This window comes from Pseudomonas sp. 22189 (assembly GCF_052045635.1).
GTDB classification, from domain to species: Bacteria; Pseudomonadota; Gammaproteobacteria; order Pseudomonadales; family Pseudomonadaceae; genus Aquipseudomonas; species Aquipseudomonas parakoreensis.
Genome location: NZ_JBQEPG010000005.1, coordinates 46,471 through 72,898 on the forward strand (window position 1 = coordinate 46,471; position 26,428 = coordinate 72,898).

Sequence of the window (26,428 nt, forward strand, 5' to 3'; positions counted from 1 at the left end):
TATTTTTTGCCGTGGAATAAAGCCTCACGCCGCAAGGTTTACCTCGTGTCAGCTACCTCACTGTAGTTCGCCCGCGAGGACACATCGATGGACATTCAAGCAAAACAGCCGCTGCGCACCGACGGCCCGCTCAACCCGGACCGGCGAACCCTGCTCAAATGCTCGGCGTGGGCCGGGGCCGGGGTTCTCTGGGCCCTGAGCGGCGGCATCCCCAAAGCCTTTGCGCTGGATGACGCAGGCAACGTCAGCGATCCCAAGGCGCTGGACAGCACCTTTCACTTCGTGCAGATCAGCGATTCGCACATCGGCTTCAACAAGGAAGCCAATCCCGAACCGGTCAAGACCTTGCAGGTGGCCATCGACAAGGTCATCGCGCTGCCCAGACGGCCATCGCTGATCTTGCACACTGGCGACATCACCCACCTGTCCAAGCCCGAGGAATTCGACACCGCCGCACAGTTGCTCAAGGGCCTGCCATCCACCGTGCATTACGTCCCCGGCGAACACGACACCCTCGACGAGGGCGGCGGCAAGCTGTACCTGGAGCGTTACGGCAAGGGCACCAAAGGTAACGGCTGGTATAGCTTTGATGATCATGGCGTGCATTTCATCGGGCTGATCAATGTCTTCAATTTCCAGGCCGGTCATGAAGCCACCCTCGGCGCCGAGCAACTCGCCTGGCTGGCCGATGACTTGCGCGCAGTCAGCAGCAGCACGCCCATCGTCGTGTTCACCCACATCCCGTTGTGGACGGTTTATCAGCCGTGGGGCTGGGGCACCGAGGACGGCGATCAGGCGATCGCGATGCTGCGCAAGTACGGCTCGGTGACGGTGCTCAACGGGCACATCCATCAGGTGATCCAGAAAGTCGAGGGCAACATGACCTTCCACACCGCCCGTGGCACCGCTTATCCGCAGCCGGCACCGGGCGCAGCACCGTCACCGGGGCCTATGACGGTGGCGGCGGATCAGCTGCGCAATTACCTGGGGATCACCGACGTGCGCGCGACCCAGGGCGATCACCCGCTGGCCCTGATTGATTCGACACTGGTGTAACCGAGGGCAAACCGATGAAAACGCGACTATTGGCACTGGTGGGCCTGTTGCTGGCGATGCCGGTGTGGGCAGCGGAAGTGAAGATCGACATCAAGGAATTCATGTTCGCCCCCAAGGACCTGACCGTGGCCGTCGGCACCAAGGTGACGTGGGTCAATGATGATCAGATTCCGCACACGGTGGCGGAAACCCACAAAGTGTTTCGCTCGGGTGCGCTGGACACCAACGACAGCTTTTCCTGGGTGTTCGATACGCCGGGGGAGTTTGAATATTTTTGCGTGTTGCATCCGCAGATGATCGGCAAGGTGGTGGTGACGCAGTGAAACCGACCGCAAGGGAGCGGTGCGGTCTGCAGCAATACGCACCTGCAGAGGTTTAAAATTGATGCTGAACGTTTTTGAGCGTCGGACCTGCAATGAGCCCGTCAGTAATTGATTGAATCCGACGGTGTTTGACAGCGTGTGGCCAAACAAGGGAACAGAGAAGAACCCTGCAGTTGAACTGCAGGGTTTGGTGAGGTCTCGACATTGAGTGCCACTAACTCGCGATTGCTCTAAGCAGGTATGGCTTGTTTCTACTTCATAATTTATTGGTCGAGAGGGTAAGCTCAGAACTATTTAGACTCTGGAAAAGTCCACTCATTCGAGCGACTGCTCTGCACTCCATCTGTTCCTGCTTGCGTGGCATACACTCTATATTGACCCTGATCAGACTCCATATTTTCTATATAAGGACCGATATTCCAACTCCCGTCCTGCCCGGCTGTGGTCGTCCCCAATACCTTGGGACCTTTTATTTCGTACAGAGTCACTGTGGCAACGGGTATAGCGGTACCTGTGTACTTAATAATAATTTTTCGAAGTGGGCCAACTTCAAGTCTTGCTTGGCGAATTTCAGGAGGGGTTGTGACGTTGGCTGGAGCTGACCATTTCACCGTGAAAGACACATTTTCCGCCCATCCGCTCTGCCCATTTGTCCCAGATTGGGTGGCCGTCACCTCATATTGCTGGCCCCGGACACTGGCCTCGTTACAGCGAATGGACCAATTCCCGCCCTGATCGGCATAAGTCGTTCCCAACAAGGTCCCGACATAGCTTTTGTATAGCTCTACTTTTGCATAGGGCTTAGCCATGCCACTGACTTCAGGATTAGGATCGACAAATGATCCGCTGTCCGGGCGTTGAATTACAGGAGGGCCTTGAACGATGAGTTCTACGGTGAAATACACATTATCTGCCCAATCGCTCTCTGACCCATTATTCCCCCTTTGTTTCGCGGTCACGCCATATTGCTGCCAGGGAACAATGGCTGCTTCGTAGACGGCAGACCAGCGCCCGTCTTCACCTGCATAAACAGGCCGTCCTACTGGGTTACCGCTACCAGCTTCATATAGCTGTATCTCAGCGCGCGGCGTAGCGGTGCCTTCAACTAAAGGTCTAAGCGGGGTGATTTCTCCTGATTGCGGGCGCTGAATTGCAATAGAGCTACTGAGATTAACCCCAAAGTCGCCATCGACGACCTTAAAACTGACATTATTTGCCCAGCCCGACGGGGTACCATCGCTGTCAAACTGTCGAGCAGTTATCCAGTAGGTCTCATTAGGGGCTGCGGCGAGAATAAGTTGGATCTCCCAGATTCCACGCGAGTCAACCCAGCCTACCCCCCATTCATATCCTGTACCTGATTGATTGATGGTCACTTTGCAATTGGGTTTGCCGCGACCGCGAACAACCGAAGTCGTCTGCATACTTGCGCCATTTTCGGGTGTATCGATGATAGGGGCACTTATGGACATAATGTTTCTCCAGTTATTAAGAAACCACTCCAAATAAACAAAGGCCAAAAGTGTTCAATTGAAAAGCGTGGTGTTGGCGTGAGAGTAAGGCGTGTTCAAAACCAGCACTACTGTCAGTTCTGACAGGGCATAAGAGTCATTGGTAATAATGTTAGTAGTTGTTATCGCGGTTTTAATGGAAGGTAAGTGAGCCTGCAGAAAGATGGTGGTGACGAAGTGAAACGGATCGCAAGGTTGCCGTGCCGTGTTACCCGGCTACCGAATTGCACCTTTGTGGAGCTCGTCATGGGCGATCGGGTAGCACATTTCACATCTTGCCGGGGCAGCGGCTGAATGCTGTTTGGCCGCTTAATTCATGCAAATCAAAAGCTTGTCCTGCTAATGCGAAGTTTGGCATGCATCGTGCTTTTTTGTATCCGTGGATAATTGGATACAAAAAGACAAAAGGTGCTGCCATGCAATTCGCTCCTGCCTTCGATCAACGTCAACCGATGACCGCCGAAGAAGAGGCCTACAACTTTCTGTTGGAGGGCATCTGCGGTGGTCGGTACCGCAAGGGCGACCGGTTGATCGCCGAGGACATCGCCAGTGAAATCGGCATGAGCCGCATGCCGGTGCGCGAAGCGTTTCGCCGTCTCGATGCGCAGGGTCTGGTGACGCTGAGGCCCAATCGCGGCGCGGTGGTCAGCGGTCTGGATGTCGAGCAGATGCATGAAGTGTTCGAGATGCGCAGTGCGCTAGAGGGCCTGGCGATTCGCATCGCGGTGCCCAAAATCAGCGAGCGTCAGTTGACGGCGCTGGAACGGCTTCTCGATGAAATGGATGACTACCGCGACGAGAGTGCGGCGTGGGTCAGCCGCCATCGCAAGTTCCATGAATACCTGTGCAGCCTCAGCGAACGCCCTCGGTTGCTCAAGCAGATCAGCGCCCTCTACGCGCTGATCGAAGCGCCCATGCGCCTGTGGCTGCAGCACATCGAAAAGCCCCTGAGTGCGCGCCAGGAGCACCAGATCATCCTTGATGCGATTCGCGCCGGCGACGCCAGCAAAGCCGAAGCCGTGGTGCGCGAGCACATCGAAGGCACGGTGCCCGAGCTGATCAAATTTTTGCAATCGGAAAAATAACCACAGAGCGGAACACGAGTCCGCCGATGTTTTGACGTTGAGTACTGCCCCGTTACTAACCGAACTGGAGTGTCTGGTCATGCATACGTCTCGCCTGTTATTGGCTGCAATTTCCCTCGGACTCTGTTCGCAATGGGCGCTCGCCGCACCCACGGTGCCGGAGCGTCTGGTCAAGGTCGACAAACTGACCTATTGCTCGGGCATGGATTCGCCGCCGCTGGTGTCTTTCGATGAAGCGCAAAAGCCCAAAGGACTGACCGTCGACCTGGGCCTGGAAATCGCCAAGCGCCTGGGCGACAAGAAGGTCGATTGGCGGGTGATTCCGTTTTCCGGACTGCTCCCGGCCTTGCTTGCCAAACAGTGCGACATGATCGTCGACCAGCTGTTCGACAAGCCCGAGCGCCGCGAGGTGATCGACATCGTCAATTACATGTATTCCAGCCAGGCGGTGGTGGTGCCCAAGGGCAATCCGAAGGCGCTGAAAACCCTGGCGGATCTGAGCGGGCACAAGATCGCGGTGCTTAATGGTTCGACCATCAAGACCTTGCTCGATGCGGAAAATGAAAGCCTGACCAAGGCCGGCAAGCCACCGATGAAACTGGTGGTCTACAACACCGACACCGATGCCTTCCAGGCCTTGCGCATCAATCAGGTCGACGCTTACGGCACCACGGTGGAAACCGCCGGTTATTACGCGGCGATGGCTCCGGATCTGTTCGAAGAAGGCGTCCCGGCCTTCAGCCGGATTCTCACCGGCCTGGGCATCCGCAAGGACGATGCGCAACTGAGCGCTGCGGTGCAGCAGATCATCACCGACATGCGCAGCGACGGCAGCTACAACCAGCTTCTGAGCAAATGGCACGTTTCCAGCGACACACTCGATTGAGGCAAGCGTTGATGAACTTCAATTGGGATGTGTTCTGGCAATACCTGTTGCAGCCGAGCGGGGTTTATCTCACCGGGCTCTGGCTGACCTGCCTGATCAGTGTGCTGGCAATGCTGCTGGGCTGTGTGCTGGGGTTGGCCGCTGCATTGTTGCGTTTGTCGAAGAACCCGTTGCTGCATCTGCCCGTGCGTTTTTATGTGTGGCTGATGCGCGGCACGCCGTTGCTGGTGCAGATCGTTTTCCTCTACACCGCGCTGGCGGCGGGCGGGATTTTTCGCTTCGAAGACATTGAGCTGTTCGGGCTGGTGGTGCCCGGCAACATCCAGGCGGCGATCATTGCTCTGGGGCTCAACGAAGGCGCGTACATGGCCGAGATCATCCGCGCCGGGATCGGCGCCGTGGACAAGGGACAGTACGAGGCCGGGCGTTCGCTGGGCATGACCTTCGCCAAACTGATGCGTCGAATCGTGCTGCCACAAGCGTTCCGGGTGATCGTGCCGCCGCTGGGCAACGAGTTCAACGTGATGCTGAAAAACACCACGCTGGTCAGCGTGATCGGCGTGCAAGAGCTGTTGCTCAGCACGCAGATGGTCACCTCGGCGACTTTTCGGGTGTTCGAGTTGTACCTGGTGGTGGCGATTTATTTCCTGTTGCTTACCACGCTGTGGGGCTTCTTTCAGCGCTGGCTGGAGAACCGCTTCGGTCAGTCCGACCGACCTTCTTCGCCACCGCCGGCCTCCAGTCGGATGTTCGGTCGCAGCACTCTGAAACTGCTGAGGGGACGCTAATCATGGCGCAGCCAAATGACGAACTGATCATCGAAGCGCTGAACATTCACAAATCCTTCGGCGATCTACAGATTCTCAAGGGCATCTCGCTGCAAGTACGCCGTGGCGAAGTGGTGGTGCTCATCGGCGCTTCGGGCTCGGGCAAAACCACGTTTATCCGCTGCATCAACCTGCTCGAAGACATTCAGGGCGGGGAGATCCGGGTCAGCGGTCGGCCCATGGGTTATCGCACCCGGGCGGACGGCAGTCTGGTGCGTGATTCGGAGCGCAACATCGCTCGCCAGCGTCGCGACATCGGCATGGTGTTTCAGCGCTTCAACCTGTTCCCGCACATGACCGCTCTGGAAAACATCATCGAAGCACCGATTCAGGTGTTGGGTGTGCCACGCCAGGCTGCGCTGGAACAGGCGCGGGCCTTGCTCAAGCGAGTCGGGCTGGCAGACAAGGCCGGGCATTACCCGTCGATGCTTTCCGGCGGCCAGCAGCAACGAGTGGCGATCGCCCGAGCGTTGGCGATGAAACCGCAGGCGATGCTGTTCGACGAACCCACCAGCGCCCTCGACCCGGAAACCGTCGGTGAGGTTCTGCAAGTGATGAAAGAGCTGGCCGAGGAGGGCATGACCATGGTCGTGGTCACCCATGAAATGGGCTTTGCCCGCGAGGTCGCCGACCGGGTGGTGGTGCTCGATCAGGGCGAACTGATCGAACAAGGCCCGCCGGAACAGATTTTCAGCCGTCCGACTCATCCCCGAACCCAAGCCTTCCTCAGCCGCGTGCTGTGAATTTCACAAGGACATCGACGATGCGTTTATCGAGTGTGTTTGCGGCGCTGTGCTGCGCCGCCGTGGTCCCCATGCTTCAGGCCGCCGACTCGGTGGTGAAGGTCTACAACTGGTCCGATTACATCGGCCCCGATACGCTGAAGAACTTTGAAAAGGCCAGCACGATCAAGGTTCAGTACGACATTTTCGACACCAATGAAATGCTCGAAGCCAAGTTGCTCTCCGGGCATTCGGGCTATGACGTGGTGGTGCCGTCCAGCCAGTTTTTGTCCAAGCAGATTCGCGCCGGCGCCTATCAGCCGCTGCAACGCGGATTGCTCGATAACTGGAAGCACCTCGACCCGCGTTTGATGCAACGTCTGCAGGCTGCCGACCCCGGCAACCAATATGCCGTGCCGTACATGTGGGGCACGGTAGGCATCGGCTACAACGAGGAGAAAGTTCGCGCCGTGCTGGGCAAGGATGTGCCGCTCGATTCCTGGTCAATGGTGTTTGACCCGCGAAATCTCGCCAAGCTGAAAAGCTGCGGCGTGGCGTTCCTCGATGCGCCGGTGAAGATCATTCCCCAGGCCCTGCTTTATCTGGGCCTGGACCCCAACAGCGTCAAGCCTGAGGATTACAAGCAGGCGTCGAAACTGCTGATGACGTTGCGGCCTTCGGTGACCTATTTCAACTCATCGAAGTACACCGCCGACTTGGCCAACGGCGATATCTGCGTGGCGATCGGCTATTCCGGTGACGTGATGCAGGCCCAGACCCGGGCGCGCGAGGCGGGCAAAAACATCGACATTCGTTACCTGATTCCCAAGGAAGGCGTGAACCTCTGGTTCGACATGCTGGCGATCCCCAAAGACGCCGCTAACGTCGCCAACGCCCATGCGTTTATCAATTACCTGCTGCGCCCAGAGGTGATTGCACCGGTCAGCGATTACGTCGGCTACGCCAACCCGAACAAGGATGCCACGGCGCTGATGGACCCCAAGGTCAGCGGCAATCCGGGGATCTACCCGACTGACGACGTGATCAACCACGCCTTCGTCTCCGCCGATCTGCCGGAAAACATCCAGCGTCTGATCACCCGCGAATGGAACCGGATCAAGTCCGGCCAATGAATTGCTGATTTGAAGAGCCTTTGCCATGTTGAAATTTTCTGCTCACGAATACCCTTATCCGTCGCAACGCCAAAGCGTCTTCGCCCGTCGTGGCATGGTTGCGGCGTCCCAACCTTTGGCCGCGCAGGCCGGTATCGAGATGCTGCAGAAGGGCGGTAACGCGATTGACGCGGCCATCGCCACGGCGGCGGCGCTGACCGTGGTCGAGCCTACGGGTTGTGGCCTGGGCGGCGATGCGTTTGCGCTGGTCTGGTTCAAAGACCAGTTGCATGGCCTCAATGCCAACGGCCATGCCCCGGCCGGTCTGAGCATCGAAGCGGTGAAGGCGGCCGGCCATGAGCAAATGCCGTTGTATGGCTGGACGCCCGTGACGGTGCCCGGTTGCCCATCGGCCTGGGCCGAGCTGTCGCAACGTTTTGGTGTGTTGCCGTTCGCCGATCTGCTGCAACCGGCGATCAGTCTGGCCAGAGACGGTTTTCCGCTGTCGCCGGTGGTTGCCCATCAATGGCAGATCGCGCTGGATGAGTTCAGTCCCCATCGCAATGAAGGGCTGCAGGCCTGGTTCGACACGTTCTTGATTGACGGTCGCGCGCCCAGGGCCGGAGAGATTTTCCGTAACCCGGCGCAGGCGCGAACCCTCCAAGAACTGGCCCTCACGCGTTGCGAGAGTTTGTATCGCGGCGATTTGGCAAATCGCCTGGATGGGCATTCGCGGGCAACGGGCGGCTATCTGCGCGCCACGGATCTTGAGCATTACCGCGCGCAGTGGGTCGAGCCCATCCACGTCAATTATCGCGGCGTGGATGTCTGGGAAATCCCGCCGAGCGGGCAGGGGCTGGTGGCGCTGATGGCGCTGAAAATTCTTGAAGGCTTCGACTTCGACCACCGTGACAGCCAACAGACCTGGCACCGCCAGCTGGAAGCGATGAAGCTGGCCTACAGCGATGGCCTGCACTACATCACCGATCCGCTGCACATGCGCGTGGCCGTGGCCGATCTGTTGAGTGACGGCTATAGCGCCCGCCGCCGTGCGCAGATTGGCGAACAAGCGCAGCCGCCGAAGCCGGGCGATCCACACGCCAGTGGTACGGTGTACCTGGCCACGGCGGACGGGCAGGGCAACATGGTCTCGTTCATCCAGAGCAATTACCACGGCTTCGGCTCCGGCGTGGTGCTGCCCGACAGCGGCATCGCCCTGCAAAACCGAGGGCAGGAATTCAGCCTTGATCCCGAGCATGCCAACGCGTTGGCGCCGGGCAAAAAGACCTTTCACACGATCATTCCCGGCTTCCTCACCAAGGACGGCCAGGCGCTGGGGCCGTTCGGTGTGATGGGCGGCTACATGCAGCCGCAAGGCCACGTGCAGATGGTCATGAATCTGGTGGATTTCGGCCTGAACCCGCAGTCGGCACTGGACGCGCCGCGCTGGCAGTGGCTTGGCGGGATGAAGGTCGGCATCGAGCAGGGTGCTTCAAGGGATCTGGCCAACGCGTTGGCGCGTCGCGGGCATGAGGTGCAGATCGCCAGTGACCTGACGGATTACGGACGCGGGCAGATCATCCTGCGTGATCCGGTGACGGGCGTGCTGTGTGGCGGGACGGAGCCGAGGGCGGATTCGCATATCGCGGTTTGGTAGAGACGGCAGGCACTCGTCAGGTCAGGAGCACACACTTTTTCACAAAGACCTCCCGGGATCCAATCGGTGGCAGAATCTCCCTGACTTGACTGTTTTGGAGAACACCATGCTTCGTGTGTTTGAACGAAGACTCGATCCATTCCCGCCTGACGAGCTGCCACCGCCGCCCAACGGTCTGGCCAGGTTTCTCTGGGCCTGCACTCGGGGGGCTCGTGGCTACGTCCTCGCGCTGGCGTTGCTCAGCGCCGCCGTGTCGGTTTATGAAGCGTGGCTGTTTTCCTTCCTCGGCCAGGTCGTCGATCTGCTCTCGACCTGGCAGGCGGGCGGGGAAGCGGCTGCACAGGAGCGTCGCGTGTTGTGGGGCATGGGCATCGTCATGGTGCTCAGTGTCGGATTGGTGGCGTTGCGCACCATGGTTCAGCACCAGATTCTGGCAATTAACCTGCCGCTGCGCCTGCGCTGGGATTTCCATCGGCTGATGCTGCGGCAAAGCCTTTCGTTTTTCTCCGATGAGTTTTCCGGACGGGTCACGACCAAGGTGATGCAGACAGCGCTTGCCGTGCGCGACGTGCTGTTCACCATGATCGAGATCTTGCCCGGGATCGGCGTGTACTTCATCGCGATCATCGCCTTGGCCGGCGGATTTGCGCTGAAGCTGATGCTACCGTTTCTCGCGTGGGTCGTGTTGTTCGGGCTGGCGATGGGGTACTTCGTGCCGCGCCTGGGCAAGGTCGGCCAGGAGCAGGCCAATGCGCGCTCGATGATGACCGGGCGTATTGCCGACGCGTACACCAACATCACCACGGTGAAACTGTTCTCCCACTCCAACCGCGAAGCGCACTTTGCACGGGCGGCGATGGAGGATTTCAAACAGACCGGCTTTCGCCAGATGCGTCTGGTCAGCCTGTTCGAGATCGTCAATCAGGCCCTGGTGGTGGCATTGATCATGTCAGCGGGCGGCTATGCCCTGTGGCTGTGGCACCAGGGCGATGTCGGCGCCGGCGCGGTGGCGGCGATCACCGCCATGGCGTTGCGGATCAATGGCATGTCGAACTGGATCATGTGGCAGATGACCTCGCTGTTCGAAAGCATCGGCACCGTTCAGGACGGCATGGCGACCCTGACCCAGGGTACCAAGGTGCAGGACGCGCCGGATGCCGGCGTGCTGGTGACCTCGGGCGGCGCAGTGACGTTTGACAAGGTGAAATTCAATTACGGTGGCGAGCGTCAGGTGCTCGATGGCTTGAGCCTGAGCATCCGCCCCGGGGAAAAGATCGGCCTGGTGGGCCGCTCCGGTGCCGGCAAATCGACGCTGATCAACTTGCTGCTGCGTTTCTATGATGTCGACAGTGGCGAGATTCGGATCGACGGCCAGAACATTGCGCACGTGACTCAAGACAGCCTGCGCAGTGCTATTGGCATGGTCACGCAGGACACTTCGTTGCTGCACCGCTCGATTCGCGACAACATTGCCTACGGCCGGCCCGATGCCACCGACGCGCAGATCCGCCGCGCGGCGGCCAACGCTCAGGCCGACGAATTCATCAGCCAGTTGAGTGACCGCCAGGGCCATACCGGTTACGACACTCTGGTGGGCGAGCGCGGGATCAAGCTGTCCGGCGGCCAGCGCCAACGGGTGGCGATTGCCCGGGTGATGCTGAAGAACGCACCGATTCTGCTATTGGACGAAGCCACCAGTGCGCTGGATTCGGAAGTCGAAGTGGCGATTCAGGAAAGCCTCGACGACATGATGCAGGGCAAGACCGTGATCGCGATCGCGCATCGACTGTCGACGATTGCAGCGATGGACCGGCTGATTGTCATGGATGACGGACGCATCATCGAGCAGGGCACCCACGCCGAATTGCTGGAGAAAAACGGCGTGTATGCACGGCTGTGGGCGCATCAGAGCGGCGGCTTCCTGGGTGAGGACAAAGGCGTGATCGAGGCGGTGGATCAGGCCTGACCCACCGACGTTGCTCGTGCCGTCGGGGCAGGGTGACGCGACGTCATCAGGCCGATAAAGGAGATTGCCAGCGCCAGACCAATAGTGGTGGTGACTTCGGTGCGGTGCTGCGGGGTGATCATCATGACCGCCAGCGCCGCACAGATGAAGCCGATCACCAGCCACGTCAGCCAGGGAAACAGCCACATGCGGAAGGTCAGCTCGACCTTGCGCTGTTGCAATATCCGCCGCATGCGCAGCTGCGACACCGCAATCGCCAGATACACCAGCAAGGCAATCGCCCCGGAACTGGCCAATAGAAACTCGAACAGCCCGGCGGGCATGAAGTAGCTCCATACGGTGATCGATGCGCCCAGCACGGTGCTGGCGATCACGGCGGCCCGTGGCACGCCAGCCGCGGAAGTCGCCTTCAGCGCTTTTGGTGCATCGCCTCTACGACCCAGCGAGTACAACATGCGCGAGGCAATGTAGATCGAGGAGTTCATGCAACTGGCCACGGCGATCAGGACGACAACGTCGACCATGAACTTGGCATTTGGAATGTTCATGATTTCCAGGGCGCGCTGATACGAGCCCACCGAGGCCAGCAACGGATCATTCCAGGGCACTACGGAGATGACCACGAAGATCGACAGCAGGTAAAACACGCCAATGCGCCAGATCACCGAGCGGGTGGCCTTGGCGATGTTCTGCGCCGGGTTATTCGATTCGGCAGCGGCAATGGTCACCGCTTCAGTGCCGATGAAGCTGAACATGATCGTGATGAAAGCGCCGACCACCGCCGACAAACCGTTGGGCGCAAAACCGCCGTGCGTGGCCATCAGACTGCTCAATCCGCTGACTTCACGGTCGGGAACCCAACCCATCAACACGGCAAAACCGACCCCGATGAAGCCGATGATCGCCACGACCTTGGCCATGGCGAACCAGAACTCGAACTCACCGTATTTGGACACGCTGAACAGGTTGGTCACCACCAGCGCAATGATCGATCCCAACGCGAACAGCCACGCATCGACCTGCGGAAACCATTGGTTCAACACATGCCCGGCTGCCAGCGCTTCGATAGGAATGACCAGCACCCAGAACCACCAGTACAACCAGCCGATGGTAAAACCGGCCCAGCGGCCGATGGCCTGGTCGGCATAGGTGGAGAACGAGCCGGTGTCCGGATTGGCCACCGCCATCTCGCCGAGCATGCGCATGACCAGCACGACGAGCAAACCGGAAAACAGATAGGCGAGCAGCACCGCCGGCCCCGCTGCGGCAATGGCGTGCCCTGAACCGACGAACAAACCGGCGCCGATAATCCCGGCGATGGACAGCATTGTGACGTGACGAGGCTTGAAGCCCTGCGCCAATTGGCTACTCGAATCCATGGAGTTCGGGCTGATCATCGGTATTTTTATTCTCTGCTGATCGACATTTAAGCGAATTGAACGGGCACCCGATCGAGCACCATCGTTGCCTGCTGAAACTCCCGAAAGAAGCCCGTCCAACCGCCGCAGTTCTTATCAACCCCATGATCCGAGCGGGGTCGTTTGATACGAAGACACGGCACCTTAGCCGGCCTTGTCGCTGATTCAGTAGCCTGATTGCGCCATGATCGTGTCTGATATCGACATGTGAATACCATGAGGTCGTATTGGAATTTTCTACGAATCTCTCAGCTATTCGACCGAACCGCGCATCAGCCGGGAAAAAGATCGAGTCGAATATGTCAACATTCAGGGCGGTAGTTCAGATAGCGTCCGCCGGCGAGTGGCTGACTATTACGATGGGGGCTTTTGGACAGGGGCTATGCAATGGATCTGAAGTTCAGTCATGTAGATGTACTGGTCAATAATCTCGAGGAAGCCTGTGCTTACTACGCACACATACTAAACGCCAGGATTTCCAAAACGCTTGTCTGGGAGCGGGGCGGTCTGCATGTTCGCTACGCGATTGCACTGATAGGTCAAGAACGTTTCATGCTGGTCCAACCGTTGGCAGGCAATCTGAAAGAACTTTTGGATTCTTCAGGTGAAGGCATGATTTACCGCCACTGCTACTCAACGAAAGATATCGAAAAAGCCTATGACGAGCTGATGGACGCGGGTGTTCAGCCTCAAGACGAAAATGGAGCGCCATTGCCTCGCGCGAATCTGCAATCCCCGGCCGGCGCACGCATTATCTGGCTACCAAAGCGCTTCGGGCATTTCTCTATCGAGATACTCGAAGAAAAGGCGCTGGAAGCGTTTATCGAGACTGCGTTTATCTGAAAAAATAGCGGCCATTCCTGGATTAAGTGACTTGGCAATGGCGGCGAGCTGTGCAGTGCCAACGCCAGCTTTTATTCGATTGCAGCCCTTCGCTAACAGGCAACAACTGGGATAGGTCGGCCAAAAGCAGCCGTTAGGGAAAGACGGATCTACAAAGCAGGCACTGCCTGCCATCGGATCAAGTTCGCTTGAGTTGAAACGCAATCTTAATCGCGGCTTCAGCCTGGCCAGCGAGCAAAGCTATTTGCGGGGGGATGAGAACCTCGCCCCAAGACAAGTTTGTCGCGACGGACACAATCAAATGCAGCTCGTATTGGCGCCCGTTCAACTCGGTTTTGACCCAAGCAAGAGTGCTACCTAGAGTGTCAACTGTTACTGGGATAGAGATAAACCTGCTTTGGTCCGTCGGTCGCACACCGCCGCGACGACATTCAAAGTGAACAGCCATCCGTTCATAGGTCTGAGCGTCAATGCCATGCACGACGACGAAATAGTTTGAGCAATCATATTGGTCCACCGTAGTAATCATAAATTTACAGTCCAGTGCAGAGACCAATCTGTGTTGATATCTAAGCAGCTAAAGTTTTCTTGGGGCCGGTTTCTGCCATTATCCATTATTGACTGACTGCCTTGGGTCCGTAATCAGTCGACCGGTTGAATCCGCAGCCGATAGCTGCCACCCACAAACAACTGTCATAGGCCAAAAGCCGCCCACCAGCAGCCAATAAATCTGCCGTCCTCACTCGCCACAAAGCGTTACTCACCAAGCCACCATTCAAGTACCGGCAGTTGCCTTGGTTCGCCACACACCGGGCGCGATACATTGCGCACATGCCGGGCACCGAGCCGCTCGTAGAAGGCTTGGGCCGACGGATCGGACTCCACCGACAAGGTGGACACGCCCAGGCCGCGTGCCACAGCCAGTGCATGCTCCACCAGGCGTCGTCCGTGGCCTCCGTTCATGGCCGACGGGTCGACCCAGCAATGCTCCAGTTGCCAGCCATCCTCGTCGCGCTCCAACCCACAGAATCCCAGTAGCGCGCCATCCGCTGCGACCAGCACCGCGTAATGGCCGGTCAGTTGTGCCGGGGTTAACGTCAGCGCCGGTTTCCAAGCCTCCATCCAGGCTTCGGGATAACCCCAGTGGGCTTTGCTGCGCCGGGCCAGGGCACTCAGCGCCGGCGCATCCGCGCCATGGCATGGCCGCAGGATCGGCGTCTCGTCCGCCAATAACGCTCGCGCCGCCGGGTCAGTGGCCAGCAGGCTGTACTGGTGCAGGCTGAGGAAGCGCTCGTCCTTGTACTCCAACTCCCGCAGGGTTCCCTCAAACACGAAACCGAGCCGCTCCAGCAGGCGGGCGCTGGCGGGGTTTTCCGGCTCGACGTCGGCGTGAATGCGGTGCACGCCGAGGGTGCTCAAGGCGAAGCGCAGAAGGGTGGGCAGGCAAGCCTGCATCAGACCTCGCCCCCAGTAGTCCGGCATCAGCCAGTAGCCGATATCCAGGCTGCGATCGGCATGAGACCAATCATTGAAGCCACAGGCGCCCACCAATTCATCGCGCCCCGGCAGTGCGATGCCCCACCAGATACCCCGGCGTTCTTCCAGCAACGCGTCGTACCAGCGCATCTGTTCGTCCGTCGCTACGAGGCTGTTGTAAGACACGCCATAGTGGGCAATCACCTGCGGGTGAGACAGCCCGGCGAAAATCGCATCGACATCACGACGATGAATTCGCCGCAGCGTGCAGCGTGGCAGGAAAAACTCGGGGAAGTCAGCAATAAGGTCCATCAAATTCACTGCGCCAGGTGAGTGCAGGAATACTCGCAGCAAAGTGGCCAGGCGCACAGATACAGTCAGGGAAGGGCTGGGCGTAACAGACTGACACTCATACCGAATTACTGGAGAGGAAGGGCGTTTATGCGCGACGGCGGGCGCATCAGGTCGGAGCTTTTGGGTCTACAGTCTTGTGTATCGGGCACTGGAAGCAATTGAAATGAACCTGTCGTCTTCGCTCTCGCCGCCAAGGTATGTCTGCCTGCTGGGCTATGGCGGTTTACTACCGTTTATTGGCCTTGTGCTACTCATCCTCACATCTTTGGAATATCGAATGTTTTGGGCGGTAGCGCTGGTCAACTATGGCGCTGTCATCCTCAGCTTCATCGGCGCCTTGCACTGGGGGGGCGCCATGTCAGTGCAAAACATGAGTGACGAACTGCGCCGCGACCGGCTTATATGGAGTGTCATTCCGGCGCTTGTCGCTTGGCTCAGCACGTTACTGCCGGTGCCAGTGGGGTGCTTGCTGTTGATCATCGGATTTGTCGTGCACGTCTGGCAAGACCGGCAGTTGGTTCGGGTGGTGAGCCTGCAAGCCTGGTACCTGCCAATGCGATTGCGCCTGACGGCCGTGGCGTGTGTTTGCCTGCTGACTGGCGCAGTTGCTTTAGTCATTTATTCGTGAAACCGCGCCTGCCCGAATCGTCTGCAGTGAGAGCGTCTTAACAATCAACCGTTTTGATCATGGACGAGCAACTTGCCGCCTCACGACGGCAAGTTGCATCAGGACCTACAAGGTAAACGACAGCGCGGAGAAAACCATCCCGCCGCTGCCAGCCCAGCCCATGCAAAACTGCCCGGTCTCGGCTTCGCCGCGACTCATCGCATCGAAGATGCCGTAGGGGATGGACGCGGTAATGATGTTGCCGGTTTTATGCCCGACATGGTGCAGCTTGTGATCAATACCGATCAGTTGCCCAATGTGCTCCCACATCTTGGGTGAACCGGTATGAATAAACACTTTATGAACATCCGCCGCAGAGACGTTTTGCAGATTGAAGACTTTTATCGCTTCGTTGCGACCATCTTCATGCAAGGCTGCTGCGTAGGAATTGAATTGATACTGGCCGCCGGTCGGTGAAATACGCGGAATATCTTCCTCATTGCAGAACAGTTTCCAGTCCGGCAGGGAGATGGTCGACAAGTCACTCAAGTCCGGCCTGTTGATGTACGAGAACTTGAAGTTGCCGGGGGCTTCATGACTGAGAATGGTGACCGTGACAGCTTCGCCAATGGTAAAACTCGGAAACTTGTAAGCCAGTTCCGCCGACGACTGTAAAGAGAAGTTCTTGGGCATCACCGGCCCGCCAGCAGACATGCCAAATTCCATATTGACGATCGCCGCGTAGCGAATCTCGCCGGCCTGCATTTTACTGTTGATGACATCCATGGCGGTCACCCAGCCGTTACAGGCGTCCACCACATCGAAGTTTCTGCAGTTCAGGCCCAGCGCCTTGGCGATGAAGGTACTGTTGGCCGGCTCGATGAAGCCTCGCGTAACGTTCGGATAGATCAACAGATCCAGATCGGCCTTGTCGATATTGGCCTGGGCGAGCGCGGAGTTGAATGCTGTCTCCATCAGTTCCATCGGCGTTTCGTCGGCGCCCAGCCAGTGCCGCGTGCCGCTGCCGCTTTTTTCAAGCAACTTGCTGATGGTCTTCAAGGTTTTTGGCAAGTCTTCCTGGAAGGTATCTTTAGAGTGTTCCTCGACCAGGTTTATAACGTCTTGATTGCTGATAATGCGTGACGGGAGAATCCCGGACAGCCCAACTATTTTCATATGACTTCCTTGTTGAAAGTATGCATCCGTAAGCAATGGCTGCGGATGAGCAAACCCTTACTCATCCCTGTAAGGAGCCACTGGCGGCAATACTTTTAGCACAAAGAAAATGCGGATCAAGAAAGTTGTTGGTTATTTTCCTCAATCGAATTGAATCATGATCTGAGTCAATTTAACGCGTCATTCCTTATAAACGAGCGCATCCACCACAACCCCGAACGCGGACGAATGTTCACGACGATTCGGGTAGTAAAGGTGGTAACCGGCAAACGGTTGGCACCAATCCTCAAGTACGCGCACCAGTGTGCTGTTGGCCAACTGGCTGATGACCATGTCTTCTGGCAGAAACGCCAGCCCGCAACCTGCCTCCGCCGCACGCAGGATCGGCATGCTGCTGTTGAACGTCCATTGCCCCTCGACGCGCGCCTTGAGTTCGTGACCGTCTTTCTCAAAATCCCATTGCATCAGGCTGCCGTGGGTGGGCAGGCGCAGATTGATGCAGTTGTGCGCAGCCAGATCGCTCGGTGCCTGCGGGATCGGTCGGTGCTTGAAATACTCGGGAGAGCCTACTACCGCGATGCGCAATGACGGGCCGATCGGCACGGCAATCATGTCCTTCGCCACCTGATCGCCCAGACGCACGCCGGCGTCATAGCGCTGTGCAACGATGTCGGAAAGGGCGTAGTCGACGGTGATTTCGACCTTGATGTCCGGGTAAGCGGGCAACACCTTCAACAGCTTCGGCCAGAGGATATTGTTGGCGGCATGTTCGGACGCCGAGATCCGCACATTACCGGCCGGGGTGTCGCGAAATTCACTGACCGCAGCCAGTTCCAGTTCGATCTCATCGAAGCGCGGCGCCATCGACTGATACAAGCGCTGGCCGGCCTCGGTCGGCGAAACGCTGCGTGTGGTTCGCGTCAACAGGCGCACGCCCAGCCGAGTTTCAAGGGCGCGCATGGTGTGGCTCAGCGCCGACTGCGAGACGCCCAGCTGTGCGGCTGCGCGGGTAAAACTGCCTTCGCGGGCGATGACCACGAAGGCTTGCAGGTCGTTGAGGTTGGCGCGGGACATTGATGAGGGCCTCTCATGAGGGACGCGGGATTATTCCATGAAAGCAGGTTGCGCATGGATGCGCGACCCTCAAGGCGCTCATCACAGGGTACGTGCGTAAAATTCGCTCAGTTTGCCAATCGCCGCATCAACATATTGCGGCACCCAGTAGGTTTCGATGTGTGTCGCGCCATCGACAATGAACACTTCCTTGTCCGTGGTGCCGGTGGCTTTGGGGAAGGCATCCTGAGTCATGTACAGGCTGTCGGCCTTGCTGCCGGCGATCATCAGCAAGGGTTGATTGATCAGTTCAATGTGGTCGGTGGCGTCGAAACGCATCAAATCCAGCAAGCTGCTGGTGGTGTATTTGAAGGTCGAGTTGGGGTGCGCGTGGGTTTTCCAGTAGTACTCGTAGCCCTGGCGATACAGTTCGAAGGGCAGTTTGGCTATCTGCTCATCGGTGAGGTTGGCATCGCCCGAATACAGTACCGCACCGCCGGCCGCTTCCTGCGCGCGGGCTGCTGATGCCTGTTGCAAACGTTGCTGGATGCTGTCGATTTGCGAATCGTTGTAGCCGTTGCGGCGTACCCGGCCCGAGTTGAACATGCTTACGGTCGCCAGCGATTTGAAGCGTTTATCGGTTTGCGCCGCCGCCAACGAATAGCCGCCACCGCCGCAGATGCCGAGCAGGCCCAGACGCTTGTCATCGACACCGGCAAACTGGCTGATGAAGTCGGCCATGCCGTGGATGTCTTCGATGCGATACGCCGGTTTATCGATGCTGCGCGGCTGACCACCGCTGGCGCCCTGATAGGCTGCATCGGCCGTGATGGTGATGTAACCCTGTTCCGCCAGACGCTGGGCATACAGACCGGCAACCTGTTCTTTGACGCCGCCATTGGGGTGAGCAACGACCACGGTCGGGTAAGTCTTCTTCGCATCGTAGTTGGCCGGGGTGTACACGTTGGCGGCGATGTCCAGACCATTGAGCGTGTACTTGACCGGGTGGATATTGACCTTGCCCGGTTCGTTCTTGCTGATTGCGCCGTCGTAGGCGAGGGTGAAAGGGTTCTTTTTGTAGTCGGCGGCCAAGGCCTCGCCCGCCGAGAGGCCGACCAATGCCGACATGAGCGTGGCTTTGAGAGTGTTCTTCACGTGAAGCTCCTGAGCAATCAATTAGGGCGGCAGTTGCAAAAGTGTTGGGGTCAGTCCAGCTGTTTTTCTTTGAGGAATTGCGCGACCAGGTCAGCGATCTGCACGTTGTTAAGATCCGACATGGGGAAGTGGGTGTTGCCGTGAATGCCAATCTCCGGCAGGTGGATCAGTCGCACATCACCGCCATGTCGATTGACCGCGTCACGCCAGAGCCGGGCCATCTTCAAGCGTGCGCGCCAACTGTCCTGAGCGGGCAGGTCGACGGCCTGTTCCGGGATGTTGTCGCCGTAGATGATCAGAATCGGAATGCGCGTCAGTGCCATGAATTGCTCCATCGGCACCGCTGCGCCTTGCACCGTGTCGAACGCGCTGGGAATCGGCGCCGGCACTTCACCGTCAGCAAACACGAAACTGCTGCCCGGTTCGAATGCCACGATGGCTTTGACCTTGTCGTTCTTGATCGCCGTCAACCAGCCCGGCCCGCCACCTTGCGAATGGGTGAACAAAATCCCCGGGCCGATTTTGTCGAACAGCGCCGACACGCCATCGGAGACCACGCCCATATCGAACGGCCCGGTGTTTGGTGTCATCGCCCGGAAAAACTGCTCGCGGGTTTGTGCGTCCTGTGCCACTTGCACGCCTTTGAAGTAGTTGGGCCACAGGCCGATGCGGAACTGGTTGAACCACAGTTGTTCGTCAGGCACAGGCTTGAGTGTGGTCTCGACCATGCTGCGTCCGGCATCGCCACGCCGAGGCTGATCGATCAGATAGACGCCGTAGTGCCGGCGCAGAAAGATGTTCTGAAACCCCTCGCGGCCATCGGCAGTGGTTTCCCAGGTCTTGGAAAATTGTCCCGCGCCGTGCCACATGACGATGGGCAGTTTTCGCGCATCGACCGGGATCTGATAGAACGCGTAGGCGTGGTCACCGTGGTAAGTCTGGCCGTTGGGCGCCATCGGTTGGCGCGGGTTGAAAGTGCCCGGTGCCGTGATCATCGTTCCGCCAGCGGCGAAGCTGCCTTGCTTCTGGATCAGCAGCGGGCCTTCGGAATGGTTTGCGCAGGCCGCCAACAGGCTCAACAGTGAGAGGCACAGCAAATGTTTTGCAGCTTTCATGTCATGCCCCCGAAGCTGCGAGGGCTTGGGTCAGCGCGGTGTCGGCACGTTCAGCCGTCTGCGCATCGCCGTGTTTTTTCAGCTGCTCGGTAACCTGGCGCAACTGTGCCGCGCTGAGACCGACGCGCAGGCTCGCCGCCATGTGCGAGCGCAGCTGCGATTCCACCCCTGGCGTGGCTGCCAGCGCCCCGACAGTCGCCAGTTCGCGGCTTTGCCAGTCGAGGTTGTCGCGCTCGAAGATGTCGCCGAACAAGTGCGTTTGCAGGAAGCGGTTGATCACCGGAGCAAACTCGAACACCGGGCCTTTGACCGGGCCGCCGGAGATTCTGGTTTGATTCGCGGTGCCGGCTGCCAGCAGTTCGTCACCGGTCGGGATAGCGCGTCCCGGTTCGCGTCCCGGCGCATCATCGATGCCGCGCTGTTGGCGCGCCTGCACCACCGTCATCAGTTCGTTCAAGGCGTTGAGGCTGCGCGGGAAGCCCACATACGCGTAGAGCTGCACCAGAACTTCGCGGGTTTCGCTGATGGTCAGGCCGGCATCGAGTCCCTGGTTGAGCGCCGCGTTGAGGTGAGGCATGTCGCTGGTCGCCATGAAAGCCGCGATCAGTGGAATCGCTTGTTGTTGGCTCGACAATGTCGTTGCGCTGGCGGGTGTGTTGGTCATGGTTTGCGCTGCCTCGGCTGCTTGAGTGGTAACGCTGAAGATCGCCGCAACGCCCAGACAAAGCGCCATGAGTGCGGGGAGGGCGGTGGACTTGCGTGCGTCAGTGGTCATCATGAAAGGCTCCATCCATTGCAGGTCACTGCGGTGTTGCTGGATCGTACGGAGGATGGTTGTGGCGATTAACCCCGAAAAGGCGCATGGACTCCTGAGCAAAACTCATGAGTCAACGTTGCCATCACCGCTGGAGTCCTGACTCGGCCCCGCTGTCACGGGGCCCATAGGTCAGATGATGGTTTGCCGGAAGAGTACCGAGTGAACAACTTCGACACATTCTGTAACTTCATTGGCCGGCGTATTGCGCCTCCGAGACTTGCTCGGCCCAGGTGACGGTCTGGCCGTCCTCGGCTTCAGCAATGGCGATGTGGGTCATGCCACTGTTGGCCGTGGCGCCGTGCCAGTGCCGGGTGTTCGGCGGAATCCAGACAGTGTCGCCCGGACGGATTTCCTGACGCGGGCCGCCCTCTTGCTGCACATAGCCAACGCCAGCGGTGACGATCAGCGTTTGCCCCAGCGGATGGGTGTGCCACGCCGTGCGTGCGCCAGGTTCGAAGGTCACCGTGCCGCCGGCGATGCGCGCGGGCGCGTCACCTTTGAACAAGCCATCGACACGCACAGCGCCGGTAAAGTTTTGCGCCGCGCCCTTGATCGAGGGCTGGGTACCGTTCGGGGTAACGCGGATTTCACTGGCAGTCTGGGCTTCTGCGGTCATGAGTGAGAAAGCCACGAGTGGCGCGATCAATCGGTTCATCGGATCAACTCCGGTCAGGCAATGAAAGCGGCGCCGCACGCAGCGCCGCGTTGGGCAGACTCAAAGTCCGGTCATTTTCAGTGCCGACTCCGGCAGGCGTTCACCGTGCACCTGAATTTGCGCCATCTGCTCGTTGATCACGCGCAGATCATCTGCGCTCAATGGCAACTCGACCGCGCCCAGGTTTTCTTCCAGGCGATGCGGTTTCGTCGTACCCGGGATCGGCACAATCCACGGTTTCTGTGCGAGCAACCAGGCCAGGGCCACTTGCGCCGGCGTGGCGTGTTTGCGTTGCGCGACGGCTTTCACCACATCGACCAACGCCAGATTGGCCCTGCGCGCTTCAGGGGAAAAGCGCGGGACGACATTGCGGAAATCGCTCGCGTCGAACTGCGTGTGCTCGTCGATCTGACCGGTGAGGAAACCGGCGCCCAGCGGGCTGAACGGAACGAAGCCGATCCCCAGTTCTTCCAGCACCGACAGCAGTTCCAGCTCCGGGCCGCGCCAGAACAGCGAATATTCGCTCTGTACCGCCGTGACCGGTTGCACCGCGTGAGCCCGGCGTATGGTCTCCACACCCGCCTCAGACAGGCCAAAATGCTTGACCTTGCCCTCGGCGATCAGCGCCTTGACCGTGCCGGCGACGTCTTCGATGGGCACCTGCGGATCAACGCGGTGCTGATAAAACAGGTCGATGCAATCGGTGCGCAGACGCTTCAACGCCGCTTCGGCCACGGCGCGGATATGCGCCGGGCGGCTGTTGGTGCCGCCGCCGCGTGCGCCGGTGACCAAGTCGATATCGAAGCCGAATTTGGTAGCGATCACGACTTGCTCGCGGATCGGCTGCAAGGCCTCGCCCAGCAGTTCTTCATTGGCGAACGGGCCATACGCTTCAGCGGTGTCGAACAAGGTGACGCCTTGCTCGTGGGCCGAACGAATCAGCTTGATCATGCTGGTTTTATCGGCAGCCGGCCCGTAGGCCGACGTCATGCTCATGCAACCAAGGCCCAGTGCGGACACTTTCAGGCCATTGCCCAACGTGCGGATTTTCATGATGTCACTCCGTACAGAATTCGATTAACGCGTGAGGGGGTGATCGCTCAGCCAGCCATTCACGCGCTCCATGGTCTTGCGCTCTTGCTCACCCTCCATCAAAAAACCTTCCAGAACCTTAGTCTTCGGCGCGTGCTTGACGAGCACGCTGCGACTGTTGCCCAAGCCATAACCGCCGTGGGTGTTGAAGGGGATGAGGGTCTTGCCGGTCAGGTCGTGGGCGCTGAGGAATGTGCGCACGATCGGCGGCGCGGTTTCACCCCAGATCGGAAAGCCGAGATAAATCGTGTCGTAGTCGCTGAGGGCGTGAACCTTGTTTTGCAGTTCGGGTTCGAAGCCGCTGTCACGTTCCTGACGCGCCTGCTCGACGGTTTGCAGATAGTCCTCGGGGTAGGCGTGGGCCGGGCGAATCTCGAACAGATCGGCACCCAGCCCACGCTGGATCAGCCCGGCAACCACGCGGGTATTGCCCGAGCGCGAAAAGTACGCGACCAGAATCCGCGAGCCTGAGCGCGGTGTTGCACTGGCGCCTTGCGTGTCGGCGAGCGACAGCAGCGGAGCGCTGGCCAGTGCGGCGATCACCGTGCGCCGCAGCGGATCGTGATCGTTGCTCATCGACCGACACGCGCTTTAAGGGCCTCGGGATAGCGCTCGCCTTCGATGCGGATCTGCGCCAGCGCAACATCAATCGCCTTCAGCTCGGCTGCATCGAGGGTGATGTCGGCGCCGCCGAGGTTTTCTTCCAGGCGATGCAGCTTGGTCGTGCCCGGAATCGGTACGATCCACGGTGCCTGCGCCAGCAGCCAGGCCAAAGCGATCTGCGCCGGTGTTGCGTGTTTCTGCGCGGCGATCTGCCGAATCAATACCACCAGCCCCTGATTGGCTTGCAGCGCCGACTGGCTGAATCGCGGCACGATGCTGCGAAAATCGTCGCTGCCGTAAGTGGCCTCCGCCGACACCGTGCCCGTGAGAAAGCCCTTGCCCAAAGGGCTGAATGGCACGAAGCCGATGCCCAACTCCCAAAGCGTCGGCAGGATTTCCTGTTCGGGCTCGCGCCACCACAGCGAGTATTCGCTTTGCAGCGCCGTGAGCGGCTGCACCGCGTGCGCACGGCGAATGGTCTGTGCACCGGCCTCCGACAGGCCGAAATGCTTGACCTTGCCTTCGCTAATCAGGTCTTTCACCGTCCCGGCGACGTCTTCGATCGGCACGTCCGGATCGACGCGGTGTTGGTAAAGCAAATCGATGTAATCGGTTTTCAGTCGGCGCAGCGAACCTTCGACGGCGACCCGAATACGTTCGGGCCGGCTGTCCAGAGTCTGCTTTGTGTTGTCGGCACCGACGGCGAAGCCGAATTTGGTGGCGATCACGACCTGGTCACGAACCGGGGACAGCGCCTCGCCGACGACTTGCTCATTGAGATAAGGGCCGTAAAACTCGGCGGTATCGAAGAACGTGACGCCTAGATCAACGGCCTTGCGAATCAGCGAGATCGCTTGCGGCGTTTCTGTCGCTGGACCGTAGCCATGGCTCAAGCCCATGCAGCCAAAGCCCAAAGCTGACACTTGCAGTGAACTGTTTCCGAGTGTGCGCTTGTGCATGTCGATCTCCCGTCAGACGTTGGGAGCACAGTAAGCGAGCGTGAGTAAGGGCACTAGACGGGTAAATCGGCAAGGGTTTATGAGGCTCACTCATCAGTCACTCGATGTGTCGACCGCGCTCTGCCGGTATCTGTATGTGAGCAAAGGTCTCCCCGAAGGGATAAATACCGTCAATAGCCAATTTCTGTCACATCGTTGCGTAAAAGCCTCAAGATGGCCCTAACATCCGCGATAAATAGGGAACTATTAACGTCCACAAATAGACTGAGCTGCTGTTGCGACGTCGCACGAAACAATTTCTACAAAAAATGGAGCACACAATGGGCAGGGCACGCGATGAGTTTGATTTTTGGTGGGGTACGTCCGGGTCGTGGGTGGAACCGCCGAATGTGCGCCGCAGCGGCACCAGCGGTGTCCAGCTGATTGTTCAAGGTGACAAGACATTTTTTGTAAAGCGTCAGACCGGCCATTTGTTCCGCAGTCTGCGTTACCCCACTGGCCGACCCACCGCATTGCGTGAAGGCGTTGCCCTTTCAAGACTCGAGCAACTGGGCGTGAATGCGCCAAGACCGGTATTTTATGGCGCGAGAAAAGTTGACGGCCTATGGCAGGGTGTTCTGGTTACCGAAGACCTGGGTGGCTTCATCGATCTGGATACCTGGTATGGCCAGGGCGCTGCAAGCCTGTTGACCACAGCGCAACATCTGCGACTGCTTGAACGTTTAGCGCAAATGCTGGCGCGGCTGCACTCGGGCAAATGGCAGCACGGTTGCATGCGTTCCAAACACATCTTTATCAAGGCGTCGATTACCGACGCTGACTTCGATTTTGAACTGGCGCTGCTGGACCTGGAGAAGTCTCGCGGTCGTGCTACGGCAATGGGCGCGGCGCGTCACGACATTCCTCAACTCAGACGGCATTCTTTCTGGGATGAGTCGCAGTGGCGGCATTTCCTTTCCTGCTACGAGCAAGCCCTTGGCAGAACCCTGTAAGAAGGTTGTTCGGCAGTGACTCCAGCTCAATCTGCGCCTGACAACAGCACCAGCGAACGCCGTCCGGGTTGGTAATGCTCACACTCAGGCGTGGGTTGGCGGGCGACCGCAACAGTCGCCCGCTGATTGCTCAGATTTGCGCCTGGCCGCCGTCAACAAACAGCTCGATACCGTTGACGAAACTGGCGTCATCCGAGGCCAGGAACAACGCGGCGCTGGCAATTTCATCAGCCTCACCGACACGCCCCATGGGGATCAGCGACGCCAGGTAGTCGAGCAAGCCCTGCTGTTGAGCGGCATCAGGGCCGGCCAAATCAACCAGGCCAGGCGTGCGGGTGGCGCCGGGGCTGATGGTGTTGATGCGCACCTGGCGGTCTTTCAAATCCAGAATCCAGTTGCGGGCAAACGAGCGCACGGCGGCCTTGGACGCGGCGTACACACTGAAGGCGGCCGTGCCCGAACTGCCTGCCGTAGAGCCGGTGAGAATCACCGAGGCTTTTGGAGCCAGCAGCGGCAGCGCCTTTTGCACAGTGAACAGCACGCCTTTTACGTTGCGATTGAAGGTGTCGTCGTACTGCTGTTCCGTGATGTCACCCAGCGGCAGCATGGATCCACCGCCAGCATTGGCGAACAGCACATCGATTCGACCGTGGGTCGCGCCAATCTGGCGATACAACGCGTCCAGCTGATCAAGGTTGGTGGAATCCACTTGCACGCCGGTGGCGTTGCCAACCGCGGTAACAGCGGCGTCCAGTTCGGCTTGGCGACGGCCGGTGATATAGACGTGAGCGCCTTCTTGAGCGAAGCGTTTGGCGGTGGCCAGACCGATGCCCGTAGTGCCGCCGGTGACCAATGCAATTTTGCCTTCGAGTTTGTTAGTCATGGTGTTTCTCCCGTATTTCGATTGAGTGAGTTGCGGTGTGGGAGAAGCTTATCGACGGGGAAAAACTTTCAAAATAGAATTGTCT

26 protein-coding genes are annotated in these 26,428 nt (G+C 58.8%); 12 read left to right on the forward strand and 14 right to left on the reverse strand.

Features of this window, described 5'->3' with window-relative positions:
- Positions 1-87: 87 nt before the first annotated feature.
- Complete coding sequence (locus ACTJKS_RS06570) at positions 88-1,056, forward strand: metallophosphoesterase family protein (protein WP_108182740.1); 969 nt, start codon at positions 88-90, stop codon at positions 1,054-1,056.
- Positions 1,057-1,070: 14 nt separating this feature from the next.
- Positions 1,071-1,379 carry a plastocyanin/azurin family copper-binding protein gene (locus ACTJKS_RS06575; protein WP_041064040.1) on the forward strand — a complete coding sequence of 103 codons (309 nt, stop codon included), beginning with the start codon at positions 1,071-1,073 and terminating at the stop codon, positions 1,377-1,379.
- 290 nt (positions 1,380-1,669) lie between these two features.
- Here ACTJKS_RS06575 and ACTJKS_RS06580 read toward each other — a convergent pair whose 3' ends face one another.
- Together ACTJKS_RS06580 and ACTJKS_RS06585 are read right to left on the reverse strand one after the other, a co-directional pair.
- Positions 1,670-2,899, reverse strand: a complete 1,230-nt coding sequence (locus tag ACTJKS_RS06580; protein WP_440828806.1) for a hypothetical protein — start codon at positions 2,897-2,899, stop codon at positions 1,670-1,672.
- Positions 2,900-3,158: 259 nt separating this feature from the next.
- Positions 3,159-3,308 (reverse strand): hypothetical protein, encoded by a 150-nt coding sequence (locus ACTJKS_RS06585; protein ID WP_262947807.1) that lies wholly within the window; start codon positions 3,306-3,308, stop codon positions 3,159-3,161.
- On the opposite strand from ACTJKS_RS06585, the gene ACTJKS_RS06590 reads away from it, so the two are divergent.
- The 7 genes from ACTJKS_RS06590 to ACTJKS_RS06620 all read left to right on the forward strand — a co-directional run bounded on the left by ACTJKS_RS06590 (position 3,307) and on the right by ACTJKS_RS06620 (position 11,145).
- Complete coding sequence (locus tag ACTJKS_RS06590) at positions 3,307-3,975, forward strand: GntR family transcriptional regulator (RefSeq protein ID WP_041064037.1); 669 nt, start codon at positions 3,307-3,309, stop codon at positions 3,973-3,975. The genes ACTJKS_RS06585 and ACTJKS_RS06590 overlap by 2 nt on opposite strands.
- Before the next feature lie 79 nt (positions 3,976-4,054).
- Positions 4,055-4,861: an ABC transporter substrate-binding protein gene (locus tag ACTJKS_RS06595; RefSeq protein ID WP_041064034.1), complete on the forward strand. Its 807-nt coding sequence runs from the start codon at positions 4,055-4,057 to the stop codon at positions 4,859-4,861.
- Between the two features lie 11 nt (positions 4,862-4,872).
- Complete coding sequence (locus ACTJKS_RS06600) at positions 4,873-5,649, forward strand: amino acid ABC transporter permease (RefSeq protein ID WP_027611757.1); 777 nt, start codon at positions 4,873-4,875, stop codon at positions 5,647-5,649.
- Positions 5,650-5,651: 2 nt separating this feature from the next.
- Positions 5,652-6,431, forward strand: coding sequence for an amino acid ABC transporter ATP-binding protein (locus ACTJKS_RS06605; protein WP_047294482.1), 780 nt, complete (start codon positions 5,652-5,654; stop codon positions 6,429-6,431).
- 20 nt (positions 6,432-6,451) lie between these two features.
- The gene (locus ACTJKS_RS06610) at positions 6,452-7,543 is read left to right on the forward strand and encodes a polyamine ABC transporter substrate-binding protein (RefSeq protein WP_108182738.1); all 1,092 of its coding nucleotides are present in this window, start codon (positions 6,452-6,454) and stop codon (positions 7,541-7,543) included.
- Between the two features lie 25 nt (positions 7,544-7,568).
- Positions 7,569-9,179, forward strand: a complete 1,611-nt coding sequence (locus ACTJKS_RS06615; RefSeq protein ID WP_108182737.1) for a gamma-glutamyltransferase family protein — start codon at positions 7,569-7,571, stop codon at positions 9,177-9,179.
- 106 nt (positions 9,180-9,285) lie between these two features.
- Positions 9,286-11,145 (forward strand): ABC transporter ATP-binding protein, encoded by a 1,860-nt coding sequence (locus ACTJKS_RS06620; protein ID WP_047294478.1) that lies wholly within the window; start codon positions 9,286-9,288, stop codon positions 11,143-11,145.
- Here the strand turns inward: ACTJKS_RS06620 and gabP are convergent.
- Positions 11,136-12,542, reverse strand: coding sequence for a GABA permease (gabP, locus tag ACTJKS_RS06625; RefSeq protein ID WP_041064012.1), 1,407 nt, complete (start codon positions 12,540-12,542; stop codon positions 11,136-11,138). The genes ACTJKS_RS06620 and gabP overlap by 10 nt on opposite strands.
- A 408-nt stretch (positions 12,543-12,950) precedes the next feature.
- Between gabP and ACTJKS_RS06630 the strand changes: the two genes are divergently transcribed.
- Complete coding sequence (locus ACTJKS_RS06630) at positions 12,951-13,406, forward strand: VOC family protein (protein ID WP_108182736.1); 456 nt, start codon at positions 12,951-12,953, stop codon at positions 13,404-13,406.
- 756 nt (positions 13,407-14,162) lie between these two features.
- Here the strand turns inward: ACTJKS_RS06630 and ACTJKS_RS06635 are convergent.
- Positions 14,163-15,194, reverse strand: a complete 1,032-nt coding sequence (locus ACTJKS_RS06635; protein WP_108182734.1) for a GNAT family N-acetyltransferase — start codon at positions 15,192-15,194, stop codon at positions 14,163-14,165.
- A 205-nt stretch (positions 15,195-15,399) separates the two neighbouring features.
- Here ACTJKS_RS06635 and ACTJKS_RS06640 point away from each other — a divergent pair, with 205 nt between their 5' ends.
- A complete protein-coding gene (locus ACTJKS_RS06640) occupies positions 15,400-15,864 on the forward strand; it encodes a DUF3429 domain-containing protein (protein ID WP_108182733.1) in 465 nt (154 codons plus the stop codon).
- Positions 15,865-15,969: 105 nt separating this feature from the next.
- Here ACTJKS_RS06640 and ACTJKS_RS06645 read toward each other — a convergent pair whose 3' ends face one another.
- The 9 genes from ACTJKS_RS06645 to ACTJKS_RS06685 all read right to left on the reverse strand — a co-directional run bounded on the left by ACTJKS_RS06645 (position 15,970) and on the right by ACTJKS_RS06685 (position 24,468).
- The gene (locus tag ACTJKS_RS06645; RefSeq protein WP_047294472.1) at positions 15,970-17,019 is read right to left on the reverse strand and encodes a 3-oxoacyl-[acyl-carrier-protein] synthase III C-terminal domain-containing protein; all 1,050 of its coding nucleotides are present in this window, start codon (positions 17,017-17,019) and stop codon (positions 15,970-15,972) included.
- A gap of 180 nt (positions 17,020-17,199) precedes the next feature.
- Positions 17,200-18,093: a LysR family transcriptional regulator gene (locus tag ACTJKS_RS06650; RefSeq protein ID WP_047294470.1), complete on the reverse strand. Its 894-nt coding sequence runs from the start codon at positions 18,091-18,093 to the stop codon at positions 17,200-17,202.
- An 81-nt stretch (positions 18,094-18,174) separates the two neighbouring features.
- Positions 18,175-19,227, reverse strand: a complete 1,053-nt coding sequence (locus ACTJKS_RS06655) for an alpha/beta hydrolase (RefSeq protein WP_047294467.1) — start codon at positions 19,225-19,227, stop codon at positions 18,175-18,177.
- A 50-nt stretch (positions 19,228-19,277) separates the two neighbouring features.
- Positions 19,278-20,222, reverse strand: coding sequence for an alpha/beta hydrolase (locus tag ACTJKS_RS06660; RefSeq protein WP_198758118.1), 945 nt, complete (start codon positions 20,220-20,222; stop codon positions 19,278-19,280).
- Positions 20,223-20,343: 121 nt separating this feature from the next.
- Positions 20,344-21,120: a carboxymuconolactone decarboxylase family protein gene (locus ACTJKS_RS06665; RefSeq protein WP_262947805.1), complete on the reverse strand. Its 777-nt coding sequence runs from the start codon at positions 21,118-21,120 to the stop codon at positions 20,344-20,346.
- 226 nt (positions 21,121-21,346) lie between these two features.
- The gene (locus ACTJKS_RS06670) at positions 21,347-21,814 is read right to left on the reverse strand and encodes a (R)-mandelonitrile lyase (protein WP_108182731.1); all 468 of its coding nucleotides are present in this window, start codon (positions 21,812-21,814) and stop codon (positions 21,347-21,349) included.
- A gap of 60 nt (positions 21,815-21,874) precedes the next feature.
- Positions 21,875-22,867 (reverse strand): aldo/keto reductase, encoded by a 993-nt coding sequence (locus ACTJKS_RS06675; protein ID WP_108182730.1) that lies wholly within the window; start codon positions 22,865-22,867, stop codon positions 21,875-21,877.
- 24 nt (positions 22,868-22,891) lie between these two features.
- On the reverse strand, positions 22,892-23,482 hold the full coding sequence (locus tag ACTJKS_RS06680; RefSeq protein WP_108182729.1) for a flavodoxin: 591 nt from the start codon (positions 23,480-23,482) through the stop codon (positions 22,892-22,894).
- Complete coding sequence (locus ACTJKS_RS06685) at positions 23,479-24,468, reverse strand: aldo/keto reductase (RefSeq protein ID WP_041063987.1); 990 nt, start codon at positions 24,466-24,468, stop codon at positions 23,479-23,481. The genes ACTJKS_RS06680 and ACTJKS_RS06685 overlap by 4 nt, the downstream gene beginning before the upstream one ends.
- Positions 24,469-24,788: 320 nt before the next feature.
- Here ACTJKS_RS06685 and ACTJKS_RS06690 point away from each other — a divergent pair, with 320 nt between their 5' ends.
- Positions 24,789-25,460, forward strand: coding sequence for a lipopolysaccharide kinase InaA family protein (locus tag ACTJKS_RS06690; RefSeq protein WP_086791250.1), 672 nt, complete (start codon positions 24,789-24,791; stop codon positions 25,458-25,460).
- 130 nt (positions 25,461-25,590) lie between these two features.
- Here ACTJKS_RS06690 and ACTJKS_RS06695 read toward each other — a convergent pair whose 3' ends face one another.
- On the reverse strand, positions 25,591-26,343 hold the full coding sequence (locus tag ACTJKS_RS06695; protein WP_047294458.1) for an SDR family NAD(P)-dependent oxidoreductase: 753 nt from the start codon (positions 26,341-26,343) through the stop codon (positions 25,591-25,593).
- Positions 26,344-26,428 lie beyond the last annotated feature (85 nt).